At 70.7% G+C, this 25,218-nt stretch carries 20 protein-coding genes; 6 read left to right on the top strand and 14 right to left on the bottom strand.

Annotated features, from left to right (window positions below):
* Positions 1-3 precede the first annotated feature (3 nt).
* The 5 genes from IE246_RS11235 to IE246_RS11215 form a co-directional block, all read right to left on the bottom strand.
* Positions 4-780, bottom strand: coding sequence for an SDR family oxidoreductase (locus tag IE246_RS11235; RefSeq protein WP_189989416.1), 777 nt, complete (start codon positions 778-780; stop codon positions 4-6).
* 73 nt (positions 781-853) lie between these two features.
* Complete coding sequence (locus tag IE246_RS11230) at positions 854-1,405, bottom strand: hypothetical protein (RefSeq protein WP_189989414.1); 552 nt, start codon at positions 1,403-1,405, stop codon at positions 854-856.
* A 39-nt stretch (positions 1,406-1,444) separates the two neighbouring features.
* The gene (locus IE246_RS11225; RefSeq protein ID WP_189989412.1) at positions 1,445-1,798 is read right to left on the bottom strand and encodes a PilZ domain-containing protein; all 354 of its coding nucleotides are present in this window, start codon (positions 1,796-1,798) and stop codon (positions 1,445-1,447) included.
* Positions 1,799-1,994: 196 nt separating this feature from the next.
* Positions 1,995-2,294, bottom strand: coding sequence for a hypothetical protein (locus IE246_RS11220; RefSeq protein WP_229836898.1), 300 nt, complete (start codon positions 2,292-2,294; stop codon positions 1,995-1,997).
* A gap of 142 nt (positions 2,295-2,436) precedes the next feature.
* Positions 2,437-2,775, bottom strand: a complete 339-nt coding sequence (locus IE246_RS11215) for a DUF2794 domain-containing protein (protein ID WP_189989409.1) — start codon at positions 2,773-2,775, stop codon at positions 2,437-2,439.
* A gap of 187 nt (positions 2,776-2,962) precedes the next feature.
* Here IE246_RS11215 and IE246_RS11210 point away from each other — a divergent pair, with 187 nt between their 5' ends.
* Genes IE246_RS11210 through der form a run of 3 tightly spaced genes read left to right on the top strand, consistent with a single transcriptional unit; the run spans position 2,963 to position 6,372 of the window.
* A complete protein-coding gene (locus IE246_RS11210) occupies positions 2,963-3,601 on the top strand; it encodes a tetratricopeptide repeat protein (RefSeq protein ID WP_189989407.1) in 639 nt (212 codons plus the stop codon).
* Positions 3,602-3,618: 17 nt separating this feature from the next.
* Positions 3,619-4,953, top strand: coding sequence for an outer membrane protein assembly factor BamB family protein (locus IE246_RS11205; RefSeq protein WP_189989405.1), 1,335 nt, complete (start codon positions 3,619-3,621; stop codon positions 4,951-4,953).
* A gap of 12 nt (positions 4,954-4,965) precedes the next feature.
* The gene (der, locus tag IE246_RS11200; protein WP_189989403.1) at positions 4,966-6,372 is read left to right on the top strand and encodes a ribosome biogenesis GTPase Der; all 1,407 of its coding nucleotides are present in this window, start codon (positions 4,966-4,968) and stop codon (positions 6,370-6,372) included.
* Positions 6,373-6,411: 39 nt separating this feature from the next.
* Here der and IE246_RS11195 read toward each other — a convergent pair whose 3' ends face one another.
* Both IE246_RS11195 and IE246_RS11190 read right to left on the bottom strand, forming a co-directional pair.
* The gene (locus IE246_RS11195; protein ID WP_189989401.1) at positions 6,412-10,338 is read right to left on the bottom strand and encodes an Ig-like domain-containing protein; all 3,927 of its coding nucleotides are present in this window, start codon (positions 10,336-10,338) and stop codon (positions 6,412-6,414) included.
* A gap of 151 nt (positions 10,339-10,489) precedes the next feature.
* On the bottom strand, positions 10,490-14,287 hold the full coding sequence (locus IE246_RS11190; RefSeq protein ID WP_189989398.1) for a beta strand repeat-containing protein: 3,798 nt from the start codon (positions 14,285-14,287) through the stop codon (positions 10,490-10,492).
* A gap of 401 nt (positions 14,288-14,688) precedes the next feature.
* Between IE246_RS11190 and IE246_RS11185 the strand changes: the two genes are divergently transcribed.
* The 3 genes from IE246_RS11185 (at position 14,689) to IE246_RS11175 (ending at position 18,030) form a co-directional block, all read left to right on the top strand.
* Complete coding sequence (locus IE246_RS11185; protein ID WP_189989396.1) at positions 14,689-15,009, top strand: hypothetical protein; 321 nt, start codon at positions 14,689-14,691, stop codon at positions 15,007-15,009.
* Between the two features lie 85 nt (positions 15,010-15,094).
* Positions 15,095-15,604 (top strand): PAS domain-containing protein, encoded by a 510-nt coding sequence (locus IE246_RS11180; RefSeq protein WP_189989394.1) that lies wholly within the window; start codon positions 15,095-15,097, stop codon positions 15,602-15,604.
* Between the two features lie 80 nt (positions 15,605-15,684).
* On the top strand, positions 15,685-18,030 hold the full coding sequence (locus IE246_RS11175; protein WP_189989392.1) for an ATP-binding protein: 2,346 nt from the start codon (positions 15,685-15,687) through the stop codon (positions 18,028-18,030).
* On the opposite strand, the gene IE246_RS11170 is transcribed toward IE246_RS11175, so the two are convergent.
* The 7 genes from IE246_RS11170 to alr all read right to left on the bottom strand — a co-directional run bounded on the left by IE246_RS11170 (position 18,031) and on the right by alr (position 25,172).
* A complete protein-coding gene (locus IE246_RS11170) occupies positions 18,031-18,741 on the bottom strand; it encodes an SDR family NAD(P)-dependent oxidoreductase (RefSeq protein WP_189989390.1) in 711 nt (236 codons plus the stop codon).
* An 11-nt stretch (positions 18,742-18,752) separates the two neighbouring features.
* On the bottom strand, positions 18,753-20,216 hold the full coding sequence (gene purF, locus IE246_RS11165) for an amidophosphoribosyltransferase (protein ID WP_189989388.1): 1,464 nt from the start codon (positions 20,214-20,216) through the stop codon (positions 18,753-18,755).
* Positions 20,217-20,272: 56 nt separating this feature from the next.
* Positions 20,273-20,947 (bottom strand): CvpA family protein, encoded by a 675-nt coding sequence (locus tag IE246_RS11160; RefSeq protein ID WP_189989386.1) that lies wholly within the window; start codon positions 20,945-20,947, stop codon positions 20,273-20,275.
* 12 nt (positions 20,948-20,959) lie between these two features.
* Entirely contained in the window at positions 20,960-22,366 is a 1,407-nt protein-coding gene (radA, locus tag IE246_RS11155) for a DNA repair protein RadA (protein ID WP_189989384.1), read from the bottom strand.
* A gap of 11 nt (positions 22,367-22,377) precedes the next feature.
* Complete coding sequence (locus IE246_RS11150; protein WP_189989382.1) at positions 22,378-23,154, bottom strand: ABC transporter ATP-binding protein; 777 nt, start codon at positions 23,152-23,154, stop codon at positions 22,378-22,380.
* An 8-nt stretch (positions 23,155-23,162) separates the two neighbouring features.
* Positions 23,163-23,936 carry an MlaE family ABC transporter permease gene (locus IE246_RS11145; RefSeq protein ID WP_189989380.1) on the bottom strand — a complete coding sequence of 258 codons (774 nt, stop codon included), beginning with the start codon at positions 23,934-23,936 and terminating at the stop codon, positions 23,163-23,165.
* Positions 23,937-24,050: 114 nt separating this feature from the next.
* Complete coding sequence (gene alr / locus IE246_RS11140; RefSeq protein ID WP_189989378.1) at positions 24,051-25,172, bottom strand: alanine racemase; 1,122 nt, start codon at positions 25,170-25,172, stop codon at positions 24,051-24,053.
* Between the last annotated feature and the right edge of the window lie 46 nt (positions 25,173-25,218).

Raw genomic sequence — 25,218 nt, 5'->3', positions numbered from 1 at the left:
CGGTTACATCAGCCCTTCCAGCCCCGCGTCCACGCTCAGTGCCTGGCCGGTGATACGGCAGCCGGCGTCCGAGCACAGGAACAGGATCTGGTGGGCGATGTCGCTGGCGGTGACGAACGACCGCAGATGGGTTCCCGAGGTCATCTGGTCGCGCATGGCGTTCTCGGAGATGCCCTGGGCCTCGGCCTTGGCCCTGATCACCCGGTCGATGCGCGCACCCTCGACCGGACCGGGCTGGATGCAGTTGACGCGGATGCCGTACTGGCCGAGCTCCATCGCGCAGGTGCGGGTGAAGCCGACGATGCCGAACTTGGCGGCGGAGTACGGGCTGCGCATCGGGAAGGCGAACTTCCCGGCGGCCGAGGACAGGTTCACGATGCTGCCGCCGCCGGCCTTCTTGAGCGCCGGCACCGCGGTGCGGGTGCCGAGGAACGCGCTGGTCATGTTGACGGTCAGGCAGGCCGTCCAGTCCTCCAGCGCCACCTCCTCGACCGGGGCGGTCGGGCCGGCGGTGCCGGCGTTGTTGACCATGATGTCGAGCCCCCCGAGCCGGTCGATGGCGCCCTCCAGGAACGCCTGGTAGGCGCCGGCGTCGGCGACGTCGCAGACCGACCCTTCGAGTCCGGGAATGCTGGCCTTGGCGGTTTCCAGCGCGTCGGCGTCGAGGTCGCAGACGACCACCCGGGCACCGGCGGCGGTGAACAGTTCGGCGGTCCTGCGGCCGATGCCGGCACCGCCGGCGCTGATGATCGCGCGCTTGCCGGTCAGGTCGAGGTTCATGGAGGCGTCTCCCGGTCGGTTCTCGTCCCGGCGACGATAGCCGCCGGGGGCGCCGACCGGCAATCGCCGCCTCTCAGCGGTCGCCGCCGAAGCGGTCGCGGATCTTGCTCCGCATCTCGTCGATGTCGCTGCTGCTCATCAACAGGCCGGAGACCACGAACGCGAACGAAAGCCCGAGCGCCGACAGCGTCGCGCCGAGCCCCCAGGCCGCGCCGTAGGTGCGCCAGATGTGCACGATCCCGTACCAGAACGCGGTGAACGCCATCACCGAGGCCAGCAGCATGAAGCCGACCCTCAGGCACATGCCGCCGATCCGGTGGGCCGACATCAGTTCGCGCATCGAGGCCGAAGCCTCGGCCTCGCGGATCGCCCGGGTGATGCGCTTGCGGGCCACCTTGGCCCAGTCGGCATAGGCCATGCCGGTGCCACCGTCGCCTCGGCCGGGGTTCAGGATCGCGTCCTTCAGGGCGTCGACGATCTCGTCGGCACGCTCTTCGGCCGGGCGCTTGCGCAGGCTCGGGAAGAGCGGTTCGGAGTCGGCGTCGTCGTCGCTCCGGTCGGCGACCGGCCGGGCCGGAGCCCGGCCCGCGGCCGTGGACGAAGCGGAGGCAGTCGGTCGGCGCATGCGTCGCTCGGCAGTCATGACGCGTCTTCCGTCCCGCGGTCAGGCGTGGCCGCGGAACAGACGCTCTCGAAAATACCGGTTCAGCGTGGCGAACGCGACGGTGTCGAGTTCCTCGAACTCGAGGCCCAGCGAGCCGCTGTCGGGGTCGACCCGCTGGACCCGCCCTTCGGTCCGGAACAGCGCCCCGGGACCGGCGGTCGGGACCAGGACGCGAAGCTGCGCGACGTCGCCCGGCGTCAGGGTGCCGACGTAGTCGACGATCCGGGCGCCGCCCAGGCTCCAGTCGCCGATCGCGTAGGGAGTATTGCCGATGACCACGGTCATCGGGGCGTCGATCCGTCGGTCGCGCCGCCGGTCGTTCGAAGAGAGATCGGTGTCGGCTTGGGGGGACATGGCAGAGGCGCCTCCGTTGGCTGGTTGCGGAGCGGACCGCCGTCCGGGCGGTGCCGTCCACCCGTTCTGCAACCGCCGTGCCGCTGGCGAGGCTACGGAACCCCGGCGATTCGCAACGAACCGGGTGCTGCTGGAAGCCACCCCGGCGGTCGCGGCTTTCCCGTCGGCAGATTTTGCCCGCCCGGCGGTGCCGCGCCTATCCGACCGCCGCCTGGGACAGCCGCTGCTCGGCGACCGGTGCGGGGCGCGTGGCCACGTCCTTCGAACCGCAGGACCCGCAGCGCATGCGGGTCCCGATCTCGGGTACCGGAAAGTCCGGCCCGAGCTGGGCGAGCAGCAGGGTCACCGGCGCCTCGGCCCGATGGCCGCAGCGGTTGCAGGAGCACGCCACGCCGACCCGCCCGGCCAGCAGGTCGGCCAGCCGCTCCACCCGCAACGCGTTGTCTTCCCGCTCGAGCAGCTCCCGCTTCATCCGTCCCATGACACGACCGTCCATGTCCGTTCCTTGGAATGAGAACATAACAGGAACATTCGCGGCGAACAAGGGGCGTCGACGGCGACGCCGGCCGATCCGGCGGCGCCGGGGTCGTCAGGTTGGCCCCGGGAACGGGGATATCGGGGTCGGAGGGGATCCGGGCTCAGCCGGTCACGAGGCGCGGCAGCTTGTCGAAGGCCAGCAGCAGGTCGCGCAGGTTCTGGGCGGTCTTCAGCCGCTTCGGGCCGCTGTACAGGGCATAGCTCGGGCGGCGCTGGCCCTTGGGCTGGACCTTGGCGACCGAGTAGAGCGGCCGCTCGTGGGTGTGCCGGAAGATCGAGAACAGCGCCATGTCGTCGAGGTGGTCGAGCGCGTAGTCCCGCCACTCGCCCGATGCCACCCGGCTCGAGTAGAGCGACAGGAGCTGGCCCAGCTCGCCGCGCGTGAAGAAGAAATGTCCGAGGGATTTCCGGTCTCTTTGGAGGCGGATCAGATTGTCCATCGGCTGGTTCGAATCCCCCGATTGCCGAATTGTTACAGAAGGAGTTTTCCCGAATTCGCGCCTGGGGTAAACCCCGCGCAACGTCGCGTGGCGACGTGCTAGTTTGATTTCGGGCAGGCGCCTCGCTACGGTGGCGCGCCCGCAGCCAGCGGTGGCCGGGCCGGCCATCGATCAGGAGACGACGAACGTGGCCGACATCTTCCGCGAGATCGACGAGGAGCTTCAGCAGGAGAAGGCTGCGAAGCTGTGGCAGCGCTACGGCGGCTGGGTGATCGCCGTGGCCGTCGGCGTCGTGCTGGCAGTGTCCGGGAACGTGTTCTGGACCCGCTACAGTGCCGAGCGCCAGGCCGAACGGGGCGACCGCTACGAGGCCGCGGCCGATCTCGCGACGTCCGGCAAGCCGAAGGAAGCGGCCGAGGCGTTCGCCGGGCTGGCCGAGGACGCCGGCAGTGGCTATGCGACCCTGGCCCGGCTTCGCGAGGCGTCGGCCCTGGCCGCCGCCGGCGACGTCGATGCCGCGCTCGCCGTGTTCCGGAGGGTCGCGGCCGAGGGCGAGGCACCGTATGCCGACCTCGCCCGGGTCTGGGCCGCGCGGATGCGCATCGGTTCGGTCGACGCCGCGACCCTGGTCGGCGAGCTCGCGCCGGCACTGGTGGACGGCAACCCGTGGCGCCCGCTGGCGGTCGAGACCGAGGCCGCGATCCGCCTGCAGGCCGGCGAGACCGACAAGGCGCTGGCGCTCTACAAGTCGCTGGCCGACGACGCGACGACGCCGAGCCGACTCCGCGGACGCGCGACCGAGATGGTCCGGGCGCTCGGCGGCTGACGATCGGAACACAATCGATGCGCCCGATCGCCCGCCGCCTCCCCGCCGCTGCCGCGCTGCTCGCCCTGATGGCCCTCTCGGCCTGTGGCGGCAACGGTTTCTTCGGCGAGGATGCCGAGGTCCCGTTGCCCGGCAATCGGATCTCGATCCTGACGACCGACGACCTCATCAAGGCGGACACCGAGTTCGAGTCGGTTCCGGTTGTGCTGCCGCCGCCGTACCGAAATCCCGGCTGGCCGCAGTCGGGCGGCAGCGCAGCCAAGAATCCCGGTCACCTGGCCGCCGGCGATGCCCTGGGCGAGGCCTGGTCGGCCTCGATCGGCGACGGCGGCGACGACGAGCAGTCGCTGCTCGCGCAGCCGATCGTCGCCGGGGGCCGAATCTACGTGCTGGATTCCGCGGCCGAACTCCGGGCGCTCGATCCGCGCGACGGTCGCACGCTGTGGACCAGGGACCTCAACCCCGGCGACGACGACGCGGTGTTCGCCGGCGGGATCGCGGCCGACGGCGACCGGATCTACGCCGCCACCGGGGTCGGCGAGGCGATGGCCCTGTCGGCGGCGGACGGGCGCGAGATCTGGCGGGTCCGGCTGTCCGGCCCGGTCCGCGGCGCACCGACGGTGGCGAACGGCCAGATGTACGTCGTCACCATCGAGAACCGGACGATCGCGCTGTCGACGGATGACGGCCAGCGGCTGTGGGAGCACCAGGGGATCAACGAGGTCGCCGCACTGCTCGGCGGCGCTGCCCCGGCGGTCGAGGGCTCGACCGTGCTGACGCCGTACTCCTCCGGCGAACTGTACGCCCTGCTGGCCGAGAACGGACGGGTGGTCTGGGTCGAGAACCTGGCCAGCATCCGGACGCTGAGCGCGATCGCGCGGCTCGCCGACATCCGCGGCAACCCGGTGATCGATCGCGACCTGGCGTTCGCGGTCAGCCATGCCGGTCGGATGGCGGCGATCGACCTGCGCACCGGCGCGCGCGTGTGGGAACGGCCGGTCGGTAGCGTCCACATGCCTTGGGTCGCCGGCGACTTCCTGTTCGTGACCGGCCTGAACGGCGAAGTCGTGGCGATGTCGCGGCGCGACGGGCGGGTGCGCTGGGTGCACCGGCTGCCGCCGTTCGAGGACATGGAGGATCGCAAGGGGCCGATCCAGTATACCGGGCCGGTGCTGGTCGGGGACCGGCTGCTGGTCGGCAGTTCCGAGGGATTCGTCTATGCGATCTCGCCGTATACCGGCGAGCTGTTGGGACATATCGAGATCGGCGACCCGGTCTACGTGTCGCCGGTCGTCGCCGACGGAACGGTCTATATTCTGGGCAACGACGGTACGTTGCACGCGTACCGGTAGGAGGGCGCCACCGTGCCCATCAAGGTCGCCGTCATCGGACGCCCGAACGTCGGCAAGTCGACTCTGTTCAACCGGCTGACCGGTACCCGGCACGCCCTGGTCGACGACACCCCCGGCGTCACGCGCGACCGGCGCGAGGGCGAGGGGCGGATCGCCGACCTGACGTTCCGGGTGATCGACACCGCCGGACTCGAGGACGCCTTCGACGACAGCCTCGAGGCCCGCATGCGGCGGCAGACCGAGCGGGCGGTCGAGGAAGCCGACATCGTCCTCATGCTGATCGACGCCCGGGCCGGGGTCACGCCGCTCGACGCGCACTTCGCCGACTGGCTGCGGCGGGTCCGCCCCCCGGTCGTGCTGCTCGCCAACAAGTGCGAGGGGCGGGCCGGGATGGCCGGGCTGGCCGAGGCCTACGCGCTCGGCCTCGGCGACCCGGTGCCGATCTCGGCCGAGCACGGCGAGGGTATGGGCGAGCTCTACGACATCCTGCGCAAGGTCGCGGAGGAGAAGGGCGAGTTCGGCTATGACGACGAGGAGCCCGAGGACGAGCCGACAGCGGAGTTCGCCGAGCCGGGCGAAGACGAAGACCTCGTCGAGGAGGAGAAAGGACCGATCAGGCTGGCCATCGTCGGCCGTCCGAACGTCGGCAAGTCGACCCTGGTCAACCGGCTGCTCGGCGAGGACCGCCTGCTGACCGGGCCCGAGGCCGGCATCACCCGCGACGCCATCGAGGTCGAGTGGCAGTACCGCGGCCGTCCGCTGCGGCTGGTCGATACCGCCGGCCTGCGCCGTCGCGCCCGGGTCTCGGAGAAGCTCGAGCGGCTGTCGACCGCGGACACCCGTCGCGCGGTGAAGTTCGCGCACGTCGTCCTGCTGGTCCTGGACGCCGAGATGATGCTCGAGAAGCAGGACCTGACGATCGCCCGGATGGCGCTGGACGAGGGCCGTGCCCTGGTGATCGCGGCCAACAAGTGGGACGCGATCCGCGACAAGAACGCCGCGACCCGGATGCTCCGCGATCGCCTCGACACCTCGCTGACCCAGGTGCGCGGCGTGCCGTGGGTGCCGGTCTCGGCGGTCCGCGGCAGCAACCTCGACAAGCTGCTGGACGCGGTGCTGGAGACCTACGACCGCTGGAACAAGCGGATCCCGACGGCGCGCCTGAACCGCTGGCTCGAGGCCATGCTGGAGGCCCATCCGCCGCCGCTCGCCAAGGGCCGCCGCGTGCGGATCCGCTACATGACCCAAGTGAAGGCTCGACCGCCGACCTTCGCGGCGTTCGTCAGCCAGGCGTCGGAACTGCCGGACTCCTACGTCCGCTACCTGACCGGCGGGCTGCGCGACGAATTCGGACTGGTCGGCGTGCCGATCCGGTTGCATCTGCGGCAGCGCAAGAACCCCTACGTCGACGAAGGGTGAGGCGCCGACCGAGGGCGAGGGCGGCCTTTCGGCCGCCGCTCATGTGAAGTTGCCGATCAGCAGGTCTCGGTAGTCGATTCCGAGCAGGGTGATCTTGTCGCCGTTGCCGAAGTCGAGCACGGCGTTGCCGAAGCCGTCGTCGGCTGCGACGGCGTCGAGGGCGGTCTGGTCGGTGATGCCGAAGCCGGCGTCCAGGTCGACCAGGTCGTCGCTGTCGAGGAAGTCGAGGACGGTGTCGGCGCCGTCGCCGGCGTTGAACACGAAGACGTCGCTGCCGGCGCCGCCCGACAGGATGTCGGCGCCGGTGCCGCCGGCGAGGGTGTCGTCGCCGGCCTGGCCGGACAGGCTGTCGGCGCCGTCGCCGCCGACCAGCAGGTCGTTGCCGGTGGCGCCGTACTGGATGTCGTCGCCGGCCCCGCCGGACAGGGTATCCTGGCCGTCGGCACCGATCAGGGTGTCGACCCCGCCGCCGCCGTCGAGCAGGTTGTTGCCGGCCTGGCCTTCCAGCACGTCGTCGGCGTCGCCGCCGGACAGAGTGTCGTTGCCGGCGCCGCCGAGCAGCACGTCGGCGCCGCTGCCGCCGCGCAGCAGGTCGTCGCCGGCCTGGCCCGACAGGTGGTCGGCGCCGTTGCCGCCGACCAGCAGGTCGTCGCCGGTGACGCCGTACAGCACGTCGTCGCCGTCGCCGCCGGACAGGGTGTCCTGGCCGTCGGCGCCGATCAGGATGTCGGCGCCGGTGCCGCCGACCAGCAGGTCGTTGCCGGCGACCGCCTGCAGGAAGTCGTCGCCGTCGCCGCCCGAGAGGGTGTCGTTGCCGAGCCCGCCCGAGAGCACGTCGGCGCCGGAGCCGCCGAGCAGCAGGTCGTCGCCCTGCATGCCGGACATGGCGTCGTCGCCGTCGCCGCCGACCAGCAGGTCGTTGCCGGTGACGCCGTACAGCACGTCGGCGTCGGCACCGCCGGACAGGGTGTCGTCGCCGTCGGCGCCGATCACGGTGTCGATCCCGCCGCCGCCGGCGAACAGGTTGCTGCCGGCGACGCCGATCAGCAGGTCGTTGCCGTCGCCGCCGGAGAGCGTGTCGTTGCCGAGCCCGCCGGACAGCACGTCGGCGCCGCTGCCGCCGCGCAGCAGGTCGTCGCCCTGCATGCCGGAGACCACGTCGTCGCCGTCGCCGCCATACAGCACGTCGCTGCCGGAGACGCCGTACAGCACGTCGGCGTCGGCACCGCCGGACAGGGTGTCGTTGCCGTCGCCGCCGACCAGCACGTCGCTGCCGACGCCGCCGAGCAGCAGGCCCGGCGCGCTGCCGGCATACAGGGTGTCGTTGCCGCCGTCGCCGTACAGGCTGTCGGCACCGTCGCCGCCGGACAGCAGGTCGTTGCCGTCGCCGCCGTACACCGCGTCGTCGCCGGCCAGCGCCGAGACCGAGTCGTTGCCCGCCAGCGCACTGATCACGTCGTTGCCGCCGGTCCCGTACAGCAGCTCGTCGACCGAGCTGCCGCCGGAACTCTCGATCGTCAGCCCGAGCGCCGGCGAGTTGGCGCCGACGTTGCCGGCGGCGTCGACCGCATTGACCACGATCGCATAGCTGCCGGCCGTCAGCGTGGCGGTGTACGACCACGATCCGCCGGTCGCCGTCACGGTCTGCAGCGTCACCCCGCCGACGATGATGTTCACCAGGTCGCCGGTGGTCGCCGAGCCCGAGAGCTGCTGGGTCGTCGAACTGGTGACGTTGTCGGTGTTCGACACGCCGGTGTCGCTGACTGCCAGCAGGTCCGGCATGTCCAGTGTCGTCGGCGCGGCGGTGTCGACCACCACGTTCAGCGCCGCACTGGCCGGGCCATCGTTGCCGGCCACGTCCTCGCCGACCGCCGAGATCGCGTTGGAACCCGCGCTCAGGGTGGTGGTGAAGGTATAGGTCCACGCCCCGGCGGCACTGGCCGTCGCCGAGCCGACGGTCACCCCGCCGACCAGGACGTGCACCAGCGCGTTCGCGACCGCCCCGGTGCCCGAGATCGTCGGCAGCGACACGTTCGTGAGATTGTCGGTGCTCGACGTCCCGCTGTCGCTCGACGCCAGCAGGTCCGGAATGCCGGTCGTCGACGGTGCGGTGGTGTCGACCACGAGGCCGAGCGCGCCCGAGGCCGGGCCGGCGTTGCCGGCCGCGTCGGTGGCCTGCACGACGATCGCGTAGCTGCCGGCCGACAGCGAGGCGGTGGCGGTCCACGACCCGCCGACCGCGGTCACCGTCTGCAGCGTCGCCCCGCCGACCAGGATGTTCACCCGGTCGCCGGTGGTCGCCGAGCCCGACAGCTGCTGGGTCGTCGAGCCGGTGACGTTGTCGGTGCTCGACACGCCGGTGTCGCTGACCGCCAGCAGGTCCGGCACGTCCAGCGTCGCCGGCGCGGTGGTGTCGACCGTCAGCCCCAGCGCCGACGACGTCCCGCCGATGTTGCCGGCGGTGTCGGTGGCCTGCACCGTGATCGCGTAGCTGCCGGCCGACAGCGAGGTGGTGGCGGTCCACGACCCGCCGGCCGCGGTCACCGTCTGCAGCGTCGCCCCGCCGACCAGGATGCTGACGGCGTCGCCGGTAGTCGCCGAGCCGCTGAAGGTCTGCGCGGCCGCGTTGGTGAGGTTGTCGGTGTTCGAGGTGCCGGTGTCGCTCGCAGCCAGCAGGTCTGGCGCGCCCAACGTTCCCGGCGCGGTCTGGTCGACCACGATGTTGAGGGTGCCGGAGGCGCTGGATTCGGTCGCGCCGTCGTCGGCGATCGCGGAGATGGCGTAGGAGCCGGCGCTGAGCGACGCGTTGAAGCTCCAGGTCCCGCCGCCGTCCGGCGTGGCGGTGCCGGCCGTGACGCCGTTGACCAGCACATGCACCTGGGTGGCGCCCGACGACGTCCCGGCGAAGGTCTGGACCGCCGCGCTGGTGATGTTGTCGGTGTTGCTGGTCCCGGTGTCGGTCGCTGCGGTCAGGTCCGGCGTGCTCGGCGCCGAGGGGCCGGCGACGGTGAAGACGATGTTGTCGAGACCGACCCGCCAGCTGCTGCCGCTCGTCGTGTCCGCATAGGACACGGTGAAGGAGGTGATGCCGGTCCAGTCGCCGGGGCTGAGGGTGGCGATCGAGCCGACGATTGAGCCGCTGTTGTCGGCGATCGTCACCGCCGTGCCGGAGTTGGGCGTGAAGGTGTAGTTGGCGCCGCTACTGAGGTTGGTGAATTCGCCAAGCTGGAACTGTGTGACGTTCACGGAGGTCGAGAACGTGACGGTGTAGGACACGTTGCTCGTGGTAACCATCTGGCCCGGGTCGAGGAAGCCGGAGGAGACCCCGTTCATCGCGGTGCCATCGGACTTGGTGACGCTGAGCGTGACCCCGCCCTCGTTCGAAGTCAGCGTCGTGGTGGTGTTGAGGGTCGTGACCACCCCGAAGGTCGCGACGATCAGGGCATGCGGGTAGGCTGCCCGTGCCGCCGTCTCGAAGGCGAGTTCGCCGGCGGCCGGCAGGTCCCAGTTGCCGCCGAGCGCCGCCGAGCCGACCAGCCCGGCGGCCGCGGCCACCGGCCGGCCGAGCAGCATCGACAGCCGTTCGACGAACGCCGCACCTTCGGCCCCCTCGGCCACCGAACAGCCGTAGAGCACGATCTCGGCGTCGTCGGCGAGCGCGTCGCGGATCGACCCGAGCAGGGCCGGGCGTGCCGCCAGGGCCGCGGCATCCACCATCTGCCCCGACAGTTGCATACCGCCCGGCGCGCCATGCGACAGGAGATGAAGGGCCTCGACTTCTCGTTCGCCGGCCAGCGCCGCCGCGATCTGACCCAGGGGATCGCCCTCCCGGGCCAGGCGCACGATGGCGAACGGCCGGGCCAGTCCGGCGAGTAGAATATCGGGGTCGGCGACGTCCGGATCGACGAACAGGAACTCCCGGGGCCGCTTGTCCTCGAGCGATCGGGATACGGACAGTGGGTTCATCGCGGAACGTCGTTCGACTGCCATTTCATTGCCTCCGTTTCTCGATGAACGCTGGTCGGGTGTGCGGGGTCCGGGCGTTCGATGTCCTTTCCAGTGGCCGACAGGCCGCCGCGGCTGTGCAGCCGGGTATGAGCGGCCTTTCGGCCGCCGCTCATGTGAAGTTGCCGATCAGCAGGTCTCGGTAGTCGATTCCGAGCAGGGTGATCTTGTCGCCGTTGCCGAAGTCGAGCACGGCGTTGCCGAAGCCGTCGTCGGCTGCGACGGCGTCGAGGGCGGTCTGGTCGGTGATGCCGAAGCCGGCGTCCAGGTCGACCAGGTCGTCGCTGTCGAGGAAGTCGAGGACGGTGTCGGCGCCGTCGCCGGCGTTGAACACGAAGACGTCGCTGCCGGCGCCGCCCGACAGGATGTCGGCGCCGGTGCCGCCGGCGAGGGTGTCGTCGCCGGCCTGGCCGGACAGGCTGTCGGCGCCGTCGCCGCCGACCAGCAGGTCGTTGCCGGTGGCGCCGTACTGGATGTCGTCGCCGGCCCCGCCGGACAGGGTATCCTGGCCGTCGGCGCCGATCAGGGTGTCGACCCCGCCGCCGCCGTCGAGCAGGTTGTCGCCGGCCTGGCCTTCCAGCACGTCGTCGGCGTCGCCGCCGGACAGAGTGTCGTTGCCGGCGCCGCCGAGCAGCACGTCGGCGCCGCTGCCGCCGCGCAGCAGGTCGTCGCCGGCCTGGCCCGACAGGTGGTCGGCGCCGTTGCCGCCGACCAGCAGGTCGTCGCCGGTGACGCCGTACAGCACGTCGTCGCCGTCGCCGCCGGACAGGGTGTCCTGGCCGTCGGCGCCGATCAGGATGTCGGCGCCGGTGCCGCCGACCAGCAGGTCGTTGCCGGCGACCGCCTGCAGGAAGTCGTCGCCGTCGCCGCCCGAGAGGGTGTCGTTGCCGAGCCCGCCCGAGAGCACGTCGGCGCCGGAGCCGCCGAGCAGCAGGTCGTCGCCCTGCATGCCGGACATGGCGTCGTCGCCGTCGCCGCCGACCAGCAGGTCGTTGCCGGTGACGCCGTACAGCACGTCGGCGTCGGCACCGCCGGACAGGGTGTCGTCGCCGTCGGCGCCGATCACGGTGTCGATCCCGCCGCCGCCGGCGAACAGGTTGCTGCCGGCGACGCCGATCAGCAGGTCGTTGCCGTCGCCGCCGGAGAGCGTGTCGTTGCCGAGCCCGCCGGACAGCACGTCGGCGCCGCTGCCGCCGCGCAGCAGGTCGTCGCCCTGCATGCCGGAGACCACGTCGTCGCCGTCGCCGCCATACAGCACGTCGCTGCCGGAGACGCCGTACAGCACGTCGGCGTCGGCACCGCCGGACAGGGTGTCGTTGCCGTCGCCGCCGACCAGCACGTCGCTGCCGACGCCGCCGAGCAGCAGGCCCGGCGCGCTGCCGGCGTACAGGGTGTCGTTGCCGCCGTCGCCGTACAGGCTGTCGGCACCGTCGCCGCCGGACAGCAGGTCGTTGCCGTCGCCGCCGTACACCGCGTCGTCGCCGGCCAGCGCCGAGACCGAGTCGTTGCCCGCCAGCGCACTGATCACGTCGTTGCCGCCGGTCCCGTACAGCAGCTCGTCGACCGAGCTGCCGACGATCAGGCTGCTCGCCGCGGTCGATCCGACGATGTCGATGCCGTAGGCCCCGTCCTCGACCGAGAAGGTCAGGCCGGCCCCGCCGCTGACCCGCAGGGTCATGTCGGCCGAGAGATCGCTGTCGGTGTCGATGCTCAGCAGCGCATCCGACCCCAGGCTGGTCGCCGTCAGGATGCTCGCGGCGGTCACTCCCTGGAGGGTGATCGTGTCCTCGCCGGCCACGTAGTCGCCGATCACATGCGAGGCCCCGGTCGCGATCTGGGCGGCGAAGACGAACCAGTCGCCGCCGCTGCCCCCGTACATCTGGTCGGACCCGCCGCCGGCCAGCAGGGAGTCGTTGCCGTCGCCGCCATGCAGAACGTCGGGACCGTCGCCACCGGTGAGGAAGTCGTTGCCCGATCCGCCGGACAGCGTGTCGGCCCCGTCGGACCCCGACAGGGCGTCGCCGCCGTCGCCGCCCGAGATCACATCGTTGCCGTCGCCGCCGAGGAATGCCTCGCCGAAGCTGCCGCCGATCAGCGTGTCGGCGAAGCTGGAGCCGGCGACCGCACCGACGAGCCCGGTCCAGGTATCGAGGTCCCCCCAGGCATCGACGGCGGTCCCGTTCGCCAGGTTGACGAGCGCGCCCTGGCTCGCCGCGCCGGTGGTCTCCAGGCCGTCGTCGCGCATATACAGGACTGCCGAGCCGCCGGGCGAGATCGTCAGGGTGTCGTCGCCGCTGCCCAGGTTGATTCCGACATAGGTTCCGCCGGTGACCGAGACCTGGTCGTTCCCGGCCCCCAGGGATACCGACACGGTACCGTCCGTCGAGACGACGTCATCGTTGTCGCTCGTGACGACCGTCTCGATGCTGACCAGCGTGTCGGTATAGCCGAGACCGGTCTCGACCACGGTGCCGCCGGCCGAGGCCAGGGTCGCCGAGACGCCCGACGGGGTGCCGGTTCCGTCGTACAGCACGGCGTCCGCGCCGCTGCCGCCCGACACCAGGTCGTTGCCGGCGCGCGGCGCCAGTACGTCGGTCCCGGCACCGCCGGACAGGGCGTCGTTGCCGTCGCCGCCGATCAGCGTGTCGGATCCGACGCCGCCCACCAGCGTGTCGTCGCCGAGGAACCCGAAGAGGTAGCTGCCGGAGTTGGCGGCGACCAGCAGGTCGTCGCCCTGGCCGCCGAGGACATCCTCGATGCCGGACAGGGTGTCACCCTGCGCCTGTCCTCCGGAGCCCGACCCGGTGCTCAGATTGACGGAGATGCCGACCGTGTCCTGCACGTACTCGACCGCGTCCCGGTCGGCGCCGCCGGCCAGGAGATCGGCCCCGGCGCCACCCCCCAGGATGTCGTTGCCGGCGCCGCCCGAAAGGGTGTCGCTGCCGGCGTCGCCGTACAGGATGTCGTGGCCGGTCCCACCGAGGACGAGGTCGTCGCCGTCCAGGGCCGACACCGTGTCGGCGCCGTCGAGCGCGCTGATGACGTCGCCGGCGGTGGTGCCGGTTATGTCGTCGTTGCCGGCGCTGCCGGTGATGCCCGCCGGCGCCTCGGCGAAGGTGATCAGGGTGCTGCCGCCGAAGTCGGTTACCGTGAAGGTGAGGGTACCGCCGAGATCGATGACGGTGCCGATGGTGATCTCGGGCGACGCGAAGTCGGTCGCATCGGTGTCGACCTCCAGGCTGCTGCCGTTGAACTGCACGTTGGCATTGGTCAGCCCGGTGATGCCGGTGATCTGGATGACGTCGCCGGCGGCAAGGTCGCCGATCGTGTCGCCGTCGTGGTTCGCCTGGCTGCCGGTGAAGGTGTCCTCGCCGGCACCGCCGGACAGCGTGTCGACGTTGGCGCCGCCGCGCAGCACGTCGTTGCCCTCGCCGCCGTACAGCAGGTCGTTGCCGGAAAAGCCGCTGAGCGTGTCGCTCTCGGCGCCGCCGAAGATGGTGTCCTCGCCGTCGCCGCCGGACAGCGTGTCGGCGCCGGAGCCGCCGGACACCAGGTCGTTGCCCTTGCCGCCCCACATCCAGTCGTTGCCGTCGCCGCCGAACAGCTGATCCTGCCCGCTGCTGCCGATGAGGGTGTCGTTGCCGAGGCCGCCGAAGACGGTGTCCTGGCCGTCGCCGCCGGACGCCGCGTCGTTGCCGTCCTCGCCGTACAGCAGGTCGTCGCCGGTGGCGCCGTAGTTGAAGTCGTTGCCGGCGCCGCCGTAGATCGTGTCGTCGTCCCCGCCGCCATACAGGGTGTCGTTGCCGCCGATCCCCGACAGCACATCGTGACCGTCGAGGCCCGAGATGATGTCGTTGACGGACGTCCCGGTGATCGTGTCGTTGCCGACCGTACCCGTGATGCTAGCCATCTCCACCCCCGGCTCGGAAAAATAATTTTCAACGGTCCCGAGAATTTATTGTTGTTTGACTCGACGGGTGACGCAACCGCGTATTAACCATGATTTGCAATAGAATGCCGATGAATGGCTTGATGTCGCGCTTGAATGGAATGGTACTACCGGTTGTTTAGGCGGTATTTTTCTTTCCCGGTCATAAGAGAAAACGCGACATCGAATCCCGGGCAGAAATCGAGTCCAGGAAGTCAGTACCATCTACGGTCGTGCCGAGCGCGCCGTCCCGGAGAGCCGCCGGCGGCGGCGGTCACCGCAATCGGGGCGGCAGAGGGCGCTCGGGGGTGGCGCGCAGCGTCCTGCCGGTTACCATGGCACGGTATCTGCAGGTTCGGTCGGAGAGGCTCTGGCGAGGGTACATGAGACAGCGCAGGCAGAAATTCGAGGAGCGCGTCACGATCGACGATCTGGCGAATGCCTACGACCGAACCATGGCGGGCCGGCCGGTACGGCTCCCGGCGGCGCGTCCGGCGCCCGGGCGCGGTTCTGCCAAGCCGCGATCGTTTACCGTCAGCCAGGGCGACGTCCGACTCTCCCGTCTCAAGGCGCGCGCCGAGGGTATTCGCTTTGCCCTGCAGTATGAGAACCAGTCCGCCGCGCAGGCCAAGGTCTTGCGGCAGATCCTGCACAACCTGGAACTGGCGATCCGCGGCATGGAGATGACGTTGCGCGGGACCTGATCGTCTCGGCGTGCGCAGGCCCGCGCGCCGTCCCGCAAGTTTCCTGCAGCAACCGGAGGGCCGAAACGCCCCGGACCAAAGTCACATGGTACGCGATCTGTCAAAGCTCGTATCGACGGTCAACGAGCATCTTCCGATTTCGGAGATCGCCCGGTTCCCCGTCCTGGATGGTGTTCTTCAGTGGTGGCGGAGCCATGGCGATGGTTTGCCGCCCGGTGTCGATCCGGTCGAACTGCCGCCGCGGTCGCTGAGGCACCTGATCCTGGTCGACCTTCCGAACCCGGACGAGGCCGTGATCCGGCTGGCCGGCACACTGGCCTGCGACATCTACGGGCGGGAGTTGAAGGGAACCTCGGTTCACGCGTTCTTCGACCAGGACGGGGCGGGCCAGGTCCTGGCCGATCTCCGTCGGGTCCAGGCGGAAGGCTCGCCGTTGCTCACGCGCAGGCGCTACGTGTCGATCAATCAGAAGATGTGGAGCTACACGCGGCTGCTGGTGCCGATCCAGCCGGACCCGACCGGCGTCGCCCGCGTTCTGAAGGCGCTGGAACCCGTTACGTTTCAGCGGGTTTCGGCCCCGGCTCCAGGGAGCTAGGTCGTGCGGCAGCGACCGGACTCGACGCCGGTTCGCGCAATGGTCAGTATGATCCGGACGGAGTCTCGGCGGAGTCCGGCGTGCGGCTCAAGTGGCTGGTGGTTCTCACCGTCGTCGGAGTCCAGCTTGCGGCGGCGGCACTGGTGGTCGGCGCGACCTGGCAGTCGGTCTCGGACGGTGTCAGCGCGAACGCGCGGGAGTCCATGCACCGGCTCGGGCGGGCGGCGCGCGACCGGTTTCAGCGCTTCATTTCGCCGGCCGAGGCGGCATCGGGGCTGCTCCGGCGGCTGATTTCCGATGGGGTTCTCGGCTTGTCGGACGTCGAGCGGCTGGAGCGGTTCATGATCGAGCCGCTGCGGCTGAACCCGAGCTTCGATTCGATCTACTACGGCCTGTCCGACGGCGATTTCCTGTACGTGGCCCGCGACCGTGACGGCGGCGGCTTCCTGGTCAAGGAGATCCGCCACGTCGACGGGGAGCGGCGGGTCACCTTCAGGCGGCGCGACGATGACAAGCGGATCGTCGAGACCTGGCTGGACCCCGAGGATCGGTATGATCCTCGTCTCCGGCCGTGGTTCTCGGCGGCTACCGAGACCGACGCGCCGGCATGGACGACGCCCTACGTCTTCTTCACCTCGCGCCGGCCGGGTGTCAGTACGGCCACGGCGGTCGTCGACGCCGAAGGCGACCGATGGGGAGCGGTCGCGGTCGATATTGAGCTCAGCGCATTCGAGGGCCTGCTCTCGGAGCTCTCGACGAGTTCGGAGGTCGCGTTCGTCGTCGATCGGTTCGGGGCGATCGTTGCGGCGCCCGACCGCCCGGAACGCTGGCCGGGGGTGTTCGGGGCCGATCCGCTGACCGGCCGGACGGTGGTTTCCGGACAGCGGTTCCGCGACCTGGTCGAGGAGGCCGGTCGGCTGGGGCGCCGTTTCGGGGAGATCGACGGTGGCGGCGGAGACTACTGGGTGGACCTGCAACGGTTCGAGACCGTGTCGCCGCCCTGGCTGATGGTGGTCGCCGTCCGACCCGATTCGCTGTTCGGATGGGTGAATGCGCTGCGCGACCGAATCGTCGTCGCCGTGCTGGCGATAGCCGTGGCGGCGGTGATGCTGACGCTGATCGCCTGGCGATACGGGGTCGAGCGGCCGGTGGACCACGTCACGATGCGGCTGCGACGGATCGCCGACGGCGGCCTCGATCCGCGGCCGAAGCTTCGCGGACCGAGCGAGTTCCGGGAGCTGGACGCGGCGGCGCTGGAGGCCGGTTCCCGCATCCAGGAGCGCGAGCGCTCCAACCGGACGCTCGTCGACACCCTGCGCGAGTACGAACAGGCCGTGCAGCAGGCGCCGGTCGGCATCGCCATTCTGGAGCCGGACGGCCGCGTGGCGTTCGCGAACACCACTTACCGGCGGGTGGTCGGTCCGGAAGACCCGCTCGGGAAGCCGCCATGCGTGTTCGCGCCGGCCGGCGACGGCGGCGAGGGGATGGCGGGCCGGCTCGAGGCCCTGCACGCCGGCCGGACGGTCCGCGAGGACATCACCGTGCCACGCGCGGACGACGGCACCGGGGCGGTGCTGCAGTGCATGCTCTCGCCGTTGTCCGCGGAGCAGGGGCGGGACGGCCGGGCGGTCCTGGTGGTCGAGGACGTCAGCGGCCGGAAGCGGGTCGAGAGCCATCTGATCGATGCCCGAAACGCCGCCGAGCGCAGCGACCGGGCCAAGACCGCCTTTCTGGCGCAGATGAGTCATGAGTTGCGGACGCCGCTGAACGCCATCATCGGCTTCAGCGACGTCATGCGGAGCGAGATCTTCGGGCCGATCGGCTCGCGGCGCTACGCCGAGTATGTCGGCCACATCGAGACCAGCGCCCGTCATCTGAAGGATCTGATCGACCGGGTGCTCGACGTCTCGCGGATCGAGCAGGGCGCGCTGCAGGTATCGATGCAGGACACCGATCCGGTGGCGCCCATCCGGGAGGCCGTCGAGATGGTCCGTCCGTCCGCCGACGAGGCGGGCGTCGCGCTCGAACTCGGGGTCGACCGGGAACGGCTGCCGGAGCGGATCTTCGCCGACCCGTCGGCGATCCGTCAGATCGTCGTGAACCTGACCTCCAATTCGGTGAAGTTTTCCCGGCGGGGATCCCCGGTGGCGACCACGGTGGCCGGCGGCCCGGACGGCGGGATCGAGATCGTGGTCGCGGACAGCGGCGCAGGCATTGCGGCGGAGGACCTGCCGCACGTGTTCGAACCGTTCTGGCAGGGCGGATCGGCCTGGAACGCCGGACGCGCCGGCGTCGGCCTCGGGCTGTCGATCGTGCGCATGCTGGTCGACCTGCACGGCGGCAGCGTCGAGATCGACAGCGCTCCGGGCTCGGGCACCCGGGTCCGGGTGCGGTTGCCGGCCGGGCAGCCGTCGGCCGGCGCGTGATCAGCCCTGGGCGTCGACCCGCTCGCCGTGCCGGGTGCAGGCTGGGTCGGCGAGATCGACGAACACCGGGGCGATGTCCTCCGGCGTCTTCAGGGACATCGGATCCTCGCCGGGGAATGCGGTGGCGCGCATCTTGGTCCGCACGGCGCCGGGGTTCAGCAGGTTGACCCGCAGCGACGACTTGCGGGTCTCGCCGGCGTAGCTGCGAACCATGGCCTCCAGCGCCGCCTTGGAGGCGGCGTAGGCCCCCCAGTTCGGCCGCTCGCCGATCGCGGCGTTCGAGGTCACGAACACCGCCCGGCCGGCGTCCGACTGCCGCAGCAGCGGGTCCAGGCTGCGGATCAGGCGATGGCAGGCCGACAGGTTGATCGCCATGACCTCGTCCCACATCTTCGGGTCGTACATGGCGATCGGCGTCAGCACGCCCAGGCTGCCGTGGTTGGCCACCAGCACGTCGAGCTTCTTCCAGCGCTCGTAGATCGAGGCGCCCAGCCGGTCGATGGCCGCGTAGTCGGTCAGGTCGAGCGGCACCAGGGTGGCGCTGCCGCCGGCCCGCTTCACCCGGTCGTCGGTCTCCTCCAGGCCGCCGACCGTGCGCGCCACCAGGATCAGGTGCGCGCCCTCGCGGGCGAAGGCTTCGGCGACGGCGGCGCCGATACCGCGCGACGCGCCGGTGATCAGGGCGAGGCGCCCTTCGAGACGTCCGGTCATGACTTCAGGCCTCAGGAAGCTTCGGCGAGCAGCGAGAGCTGCCGGGCGGCGTTGCCGCCGTCGCGGTCGGTCAGGGCGATCGGGTAATCGCCGGTGAAGCAGGCGTCGCAGTACTGGATCGCCTCGGGATCGCGGCGCGGCTCGCCCATCGCCCGGTACAGGCCGTCGATCGAGATGAAGGCGAGGCTGTCGACGCCGATCACCCGGGCCATCTCCTCGACCGACATCCGGGCCGCCAGCAGCTTCTCGCGCTCCGGCGTGTCGACGCCGTAGAAGCAGGAGTGCGTGGTCGGCGGGCTGGCGATCCGCATGTGCACCTCGCGGGCGCCGGCCTGGCGGACCATCTCGACGATCTTGGTCGAGGTGGTTCCGCGGACGATCGAGTCGTCCACCAGGATGACCCGCTTGCCGGCGAGTTGGGCCCGGTTGGCGTTGTGCTTCAGCTTGACGCCGAGGTGGCGGACCTGATCGGTCGGCTGGATGAAGGTGCGCCCGACATAGTGGTTGCGGATGATGCCGAGCTCGAACGGGATGCCGGCGGCGGCGGCGTAGCCGACGGCGGCCGGCACGCCGGAGTCCGGCACCGGCACCACCACGTCGGCCTCGACGCCGGACTCCTTGGCGAGCTCGGCGCCGATCGCCTTGCGGGCGGCGTACACGCTGATGCCCTCGACCAGGCTGTCCGGGCGGGCGAAGTAGATGTACTCGAAGATGCAGAACCGGCGTTCCGCCGGGCGGAACGGGAAATACGACTTCAGCCCGGTCCCGTCGATCACCAGGAGCTCTCCGGGCTCGACGTCGCGCACGAAGTCGGCACCGATGATGTCGAGCGCGCAGCTCTCCGAGGTGATGATGTAGGAATCGCCGAGCCGCCCGAGGATCAGCGGCCGGACCCCGTTCGGGTCGCGCAGGCCGATCAGCGCGCTGCTCGACAGGCAGACCAGCGCATAGGCGCCGTCGACCTGGTTCATCGCCTCGATCAGCCGGTCGACCACGGTGCGCCGGCGCGAGCGGGCGATCAGGTGGACGATGGTCTCGGTGTCGGTCGTCGACTGGAAGATGCAGCCCTGGCGGACCAGCTGCTGGCGCAGGATCAGCGCGTTGGTCAGGTTGCCGTTGTGGCACAGCGCGAAGCCGCCGAACTCGAAGTCGGCGAACAGCGGCTGGACGTTGCGGATCGCGGTCTCGCCGGTGGTGGCGTAGCGGTTGTGGCCGATCGCCGCGAACCCGGTCAGCTTGGCCACCGTGTTCTGGGCGTCGGCTCCGAAGTTCTCGCCGACATGGCCGAGACCGCGGTGGGCGTTGAAGTGCTCACCGTCGGTCGCGACGATGCCGGTGGCCTCCTGGCCGCGGTGCTGCAGGGCGTGCAGGCCGAGCGCGGTGTGGGCGGCGGCGTCGGGGGTTCCGAAGATCCCGAACACCCCGCATTCCTCATGCAGGTGGTCGTCGTCGAAGGGCGAGGTGGTGAGCGTCATGCGTCCCGCATCCTGGGTGAGCGAAGGGTCGTCCCGAAATGGCGAAGAGCACCCGGTTACTGGGTGCCCTGGATCACGCGGTTCATCTCTTGACGTTCTTTGTCAGTATAACCGTTCGAGCCGTCCGGCGCATCGGCTTTCGGCGTCGGATTGAGGATCCGTTCGCCGAGCTCGCGGCGCGCCTGCTCCTCGGCCTGGCGGCGCGCCCGGGCGGCGGCCACGTCGGCCTCGTCCAGCAGGTGCGGCGGCACCAGGCTCCACAGGAACTCGGCGCCTTCCTCGATCAGCGGCAGGGCGCGCGCCTGGGTCAGCCACGCCGGGTGGTCCTTGCGCTCCGGCACCGCCCAGAGGATCAGCAGGTAGGCGAGGCAGACCAGCGCCGCCCCGCGGGCCAGGCCGAACAGGAAGCCGAGCGTGCGGTCGAGGGCGCCGAGTCCGGCCATCGACAGGGTCCGCGCCAGGAAGCGCGACACGATGACGAACACGACCAGCGCGAACAGGAACAGCACCAGCCCGGCGGCGGCATCGGCGATCGTGGTGTTGACGGTCACCAACTGGCGGGCGAAGGGCTGCAGGTGGACGTAGCCGTAGACGGCGACGAACAGGGCGCCGATCCAGGACGCAACCGACAGGACTTCCTGGACGAAGCCGCGCAGGAACGCCAGCAGGCCGGACAGCAGCAGCACCAGCAGGATGATCAGGTCGGTGATGTTGATCGGCAGGCTGTCCATCGGGACGGTTCCTCAGCCGGAGACGATGCGCCGGCCGAAGCCGGCGTCGTCGCTCGGATCGTGCAGCAGGTCGACGAGGTCGTGCAGGCGGGCGATCGGCACCAGCTCGATACCGCCGGCGGCCGGTCGCGCGCCCTTGCGGCGCACCGCCGGCAGCAGCGCCTTGGTGAAGCCGAGCTTGGCCGCCTCCTTGAGGCGCGGCTCGGCGTGGGTGACGGCCCGCACCTCGGCGGCCAGGCCGATCTCGCCGAACACCACGCTGCCCTTGGGGACCGGCACCCCGGTCAGCGACGAAACCAGGGCGGCGGCAACCGCCAGGTCGGCGGCCGGTTCGGATACCCGGAGGCCGCCGGCCACGTTCAGGAACACGTCGTTGCCGGCCAGGCTGACGCCGCAGCGCGCCTCCAGCACCGCGGTGACCATGGCCAGCCGGTTGGAATCCCAGCCGACCACCGCGCGCCGCGGCGTGCCGAACGGGGACGGCGCGACCAGCGCCTGGATCTCCACCAGCACCGGCCGGGTGCCCTCCATGCCGGCGAACACGCAGGCGCCGGACACGTCGTCCTGGCGGTCCGACAGGAACAGCGCCGACGGGTTGCCGACCTCGACCAGCCCGGCCTCGGTCATCTCGAACACGCCGATCTCGTCGGTCGGTCCGAACCGGTTCTTGACGCCGCGCAGGATGCGGAACTGGTGGCCACGCTCGCCCTCGAAGTACAGCACGGTGTCGACCATGTGCTCGAGCACCCGCGGGCCGGCGATCGCGCCCTCCTTGGTCACGTGCCCGACCAGCAGCAGGGCGATGCCGCGGCGCTTGGCGACCCGGATCAGCTCCTGAGCCGAGGCCCGCACCTGGGCGACCGTCCCGGGCGCGCTGTCGAGGGCGTCGACGTACATGGTCTGGATCGAGTCGATCACCACCACGTCGGGGCCGTCGGCGGCCTCCAGGCTGGCGACGATGTCGCGCACGTTGGTGGCGGCGGCGAGCCCGACCGGCGCGTTCGCCACCCCCAGCCGGCGCGCCCGCATGCGCACCTGGTCGACCGCCTCCTCGCCGGAGACGTAGGCGCAGCGCGACTGGCTGGACAGGCCGGCGACCGCCTGCAGCAGCACCGTCGACTTGCCGATCCCCGGGTCGCCGCCGATCAGGGTCGCCGAGCCCGGTACCAGCCCGCCGCCCAGCACCCGGTCGAACTCGCCGATCCCGGTCACCCGGCGCGGCGCGTCGGTGGTCTTGCCGTCGAGCTCGACGAACGACAGCCGGCGGCCGCCGCCGGGCTTCAGACCCTTCGGCGCCGCCGCCTCGACGACCTCCTCGACCAGGGTGTTCCAGGCGCCGCAGGCTTCGCACTTGCCGGCCCATTTGGCATGGACGGCGCCGCAGTCCTGGCAGACGTAGCGGCTGGTCGACTTCGCCATTCCGATACCCGCTACGGCCTCAGCACGGCCATCTGGATCGGGCCCTCGGCCCGGCCGTTGATGAACTGGTCGACATACGGGTTGCCGCTGCCGTCGATGTCCGCGACCGGCCCGGCCCAGATGATCTTGCCCTCGTACAGCATGGCGATCCGGTCGGCGATCTTGCGGGCGCTCGCCATGTCGTGGGTGATCGACAGCGCCGAGGCGCCGAGCTCGCGCACGCACTTGACGATCAGGTCGTTGATCACGTCGGCCATGATCGGGTCGAGACCGGTGGTCGGCTCGTCGAAGAAGATGATCTCGGGCTCGGCGGCAATGGCGCGGGCCAGCGACACCCGCTTCTGCATGCCGCCCGACAGTTCCGACGGCGACAGCTTCGAGACGTCCTCGCCGAGCCCGACCTGCGCCAGCTTCTGCAGGGCGATCTCGCGCGCCTTGGCGCGGTCCATGCGTTGCGCCTGGATCAGGCCGAACGCCACGTTCTCCCAGACCGGCAGCGAGTCGAACAGGGCGCCGCCCTGGAACAGCATGCCGAACTTGCGCATGAAGGCCTCGCGCTCGGCCCGCGGCAGGCCGACGACGTTCCGGCCGTCGATCTCGATGGTGCCGGAGTCCGGCTCCATCAGGCCGAGGATGCACTTCAGCAGCACCGACTTTCCGGTGCCGGAGCCGCCGATCACCACCACCGACTCCGCGACCCCGACGTCCAGGTCGAGGCCGTTCAGGACGACCTTCGGCCCGAAGCGCTTGTGCAGGTTCCGGATGCGGATCTTCGGCTGCTCGGCCATTCCTCGCCTCAGCTCGAGAAGAACATCTCGGTGATCGCGTAGTTCGCGATCAGGATCATGATCGACGCCGTGACCACGGCGTTGGTGGTCGCGGCGCCGACTCCCTGGGCGCCGCCGCGCGAATGGAAGCCGTGGTAGCAGCCCATCAGCGCCACGATGAAGCCGAACACCCCGGCCTTCACCAGGCCGGAGACCACGTCGACCTGCTCCAGGTACTGGACCGTCGACTGGATGTAGGTGCCGGCGTTGAAGTCGAGCTTGTAGACGCCGACCACGTAGCCGCCGAACACGCCGATGATGTCGCCGATCAGCACCAGGATCGGCAGGCTGACGGTGCCGGCGATCAGCCGCGGCGCAATCAGGTACTTGAACGGGTTGGTCGACAGCGTGGTCAGGGCGTCGATCTGCTCGGTCACCCGCATGGTGCCGATCTCGGCGGCCATGGCGGCGCCGACCCGGCCGGCGACCATCAACCCGGCCAGCACCGGTGCCAGCTCGCGGGTCATCGAAAGCACCACCACCGTGGCGACCGCGCTCTCGGCCGAGAACCGGGCGAAGCCGGTGTAGCTCTGCAGCGCCAGCACCATGCCGGAGAACAGCGTGGTCAATCCCACCACCGGCAGCGAGTAGTAACCGATCTCCAGCAGCTGGCGGCCGATCAGCCGCGGATAGAGCGGCGGCCGGACGCAATGGCTGACGGCATTGCCGGCGAACATCGCCAGGCTGCCGAGGGCGCCGAGGAAGACCATGAAGGCGCTGCCGATCGTGGCGAGCGGGTTCATGCGCCGGCGGGTCCGACGGAACGGGACGGGGCAACCTGCGCGGAGGCGGCCCGGCGCGCGCTGGTTCGGGGCATCCGTCGGGTCCTCACGCTGCCACGCCCTCGCTCCGCTCGATCACTGGCCGGTCCCGACATAGTGCCGGACGTACCGGCGGCCGAGCGACGTCAGCAACTCGTACCCGATGGTGCCGGCCGCGTCGGCGGCGGCGTCCGGCGTCACCGCCGGCCCCAGCACCTCGACGAACGCTCCCGGTACCGCCTCGACGGGCGGTACATCGGTGACGTCCACCGTGATCAGGTCCATCGAGACGCGTCCTACCACGGGACAAGTTCGCCCACCAAGCGCCACGACCCCGACCCCCGACAGGCTCCGCAGGTAGCCGTCGGCGTAGCCCGCGGCTACCGTGGCGATCTGGGATGCCCGCGGGCTGGTCCACGAGGTGGCGTACCCGACCGTGGCACCGGCCGGGACGGTCCGCACCTGGAGGATTCGGCCCTCGATTCGGATCGGGCACTCCATCGGGTTGGGTCCGTCGGCGTTCGGCCGGCCGCCGTACAGGGCGATGCCGGGCCGGGCGAGGTCGAAGTGGTAGTCGGCCCCCAGAAACACGCCGGAGGAGTTGGCGAGGCACGCCTTCATCGGCGTCGGCAGGGCCTTCCGGACCTGCTTGAAACGAGCGAGCTGGCGGGCGTTCATCGGGTCGGCGGGTTCGTCGGCCGAGGCCAGGTGCGAGATCAGGTAGAGCCAGTCCACGCCCGCGAGCGCATCCGGCGTCTCCAGCACCCGGCTCCACTCGTCGTCGCCGAGCCCGAGCCGGTTCATCCCGGTGTCGACATGCAGGATGGCCGGCAGCGCCCGGCCCGATCGGGCTCCGAAGTCGCGCCAGAGCCCGATCTGGTCGACGGCGTTCAGCACCGGCACCAGCCGGTACTCCGCGAACACCGCCTCGGTGCCGGGCAACAACCCGTTCAGGCAGCACACCGTCGCCTCCGGGACGGCGGGGCGCAGGCGCACCGCCTCCTCGAGCGTGGCGACGAAGAAGATCCGGCAGCCTTCGGCCCACAGCGCCGGCGCCACCCGGTCGGCGCCGAGGCCGTAGCCGTCGGCCTTCACCACGCCGGCACACGGCACGCCGCCCAGCCGGTCGAGCAGCCGACGGTAGTTCCGGCGGACCGCGCCGAGGTCGATCGTCAGGCGGGAGAGGGCCGCCTCGACGGCGGGATGGCTCGGGTTCATGACGGCGAGATATCAATGCATTCCGACATTGGCAAGGCGGCGCGGC

Source organism: Thalassobaculum fulvum, from assembly GCF_014652915.1.
Lineage (GTDB): Bacteria > Pseudomonadota > Alphaproteobacteria > Thalassobaculales > Thalassobaculaceae > Thalassobaculum_A > Thalassobaculum_A fulvum.
Note: the sequence above shows the minus strand (reverse complement) of the source record. Positions and strands in the feature narration are given on the sequence as shown.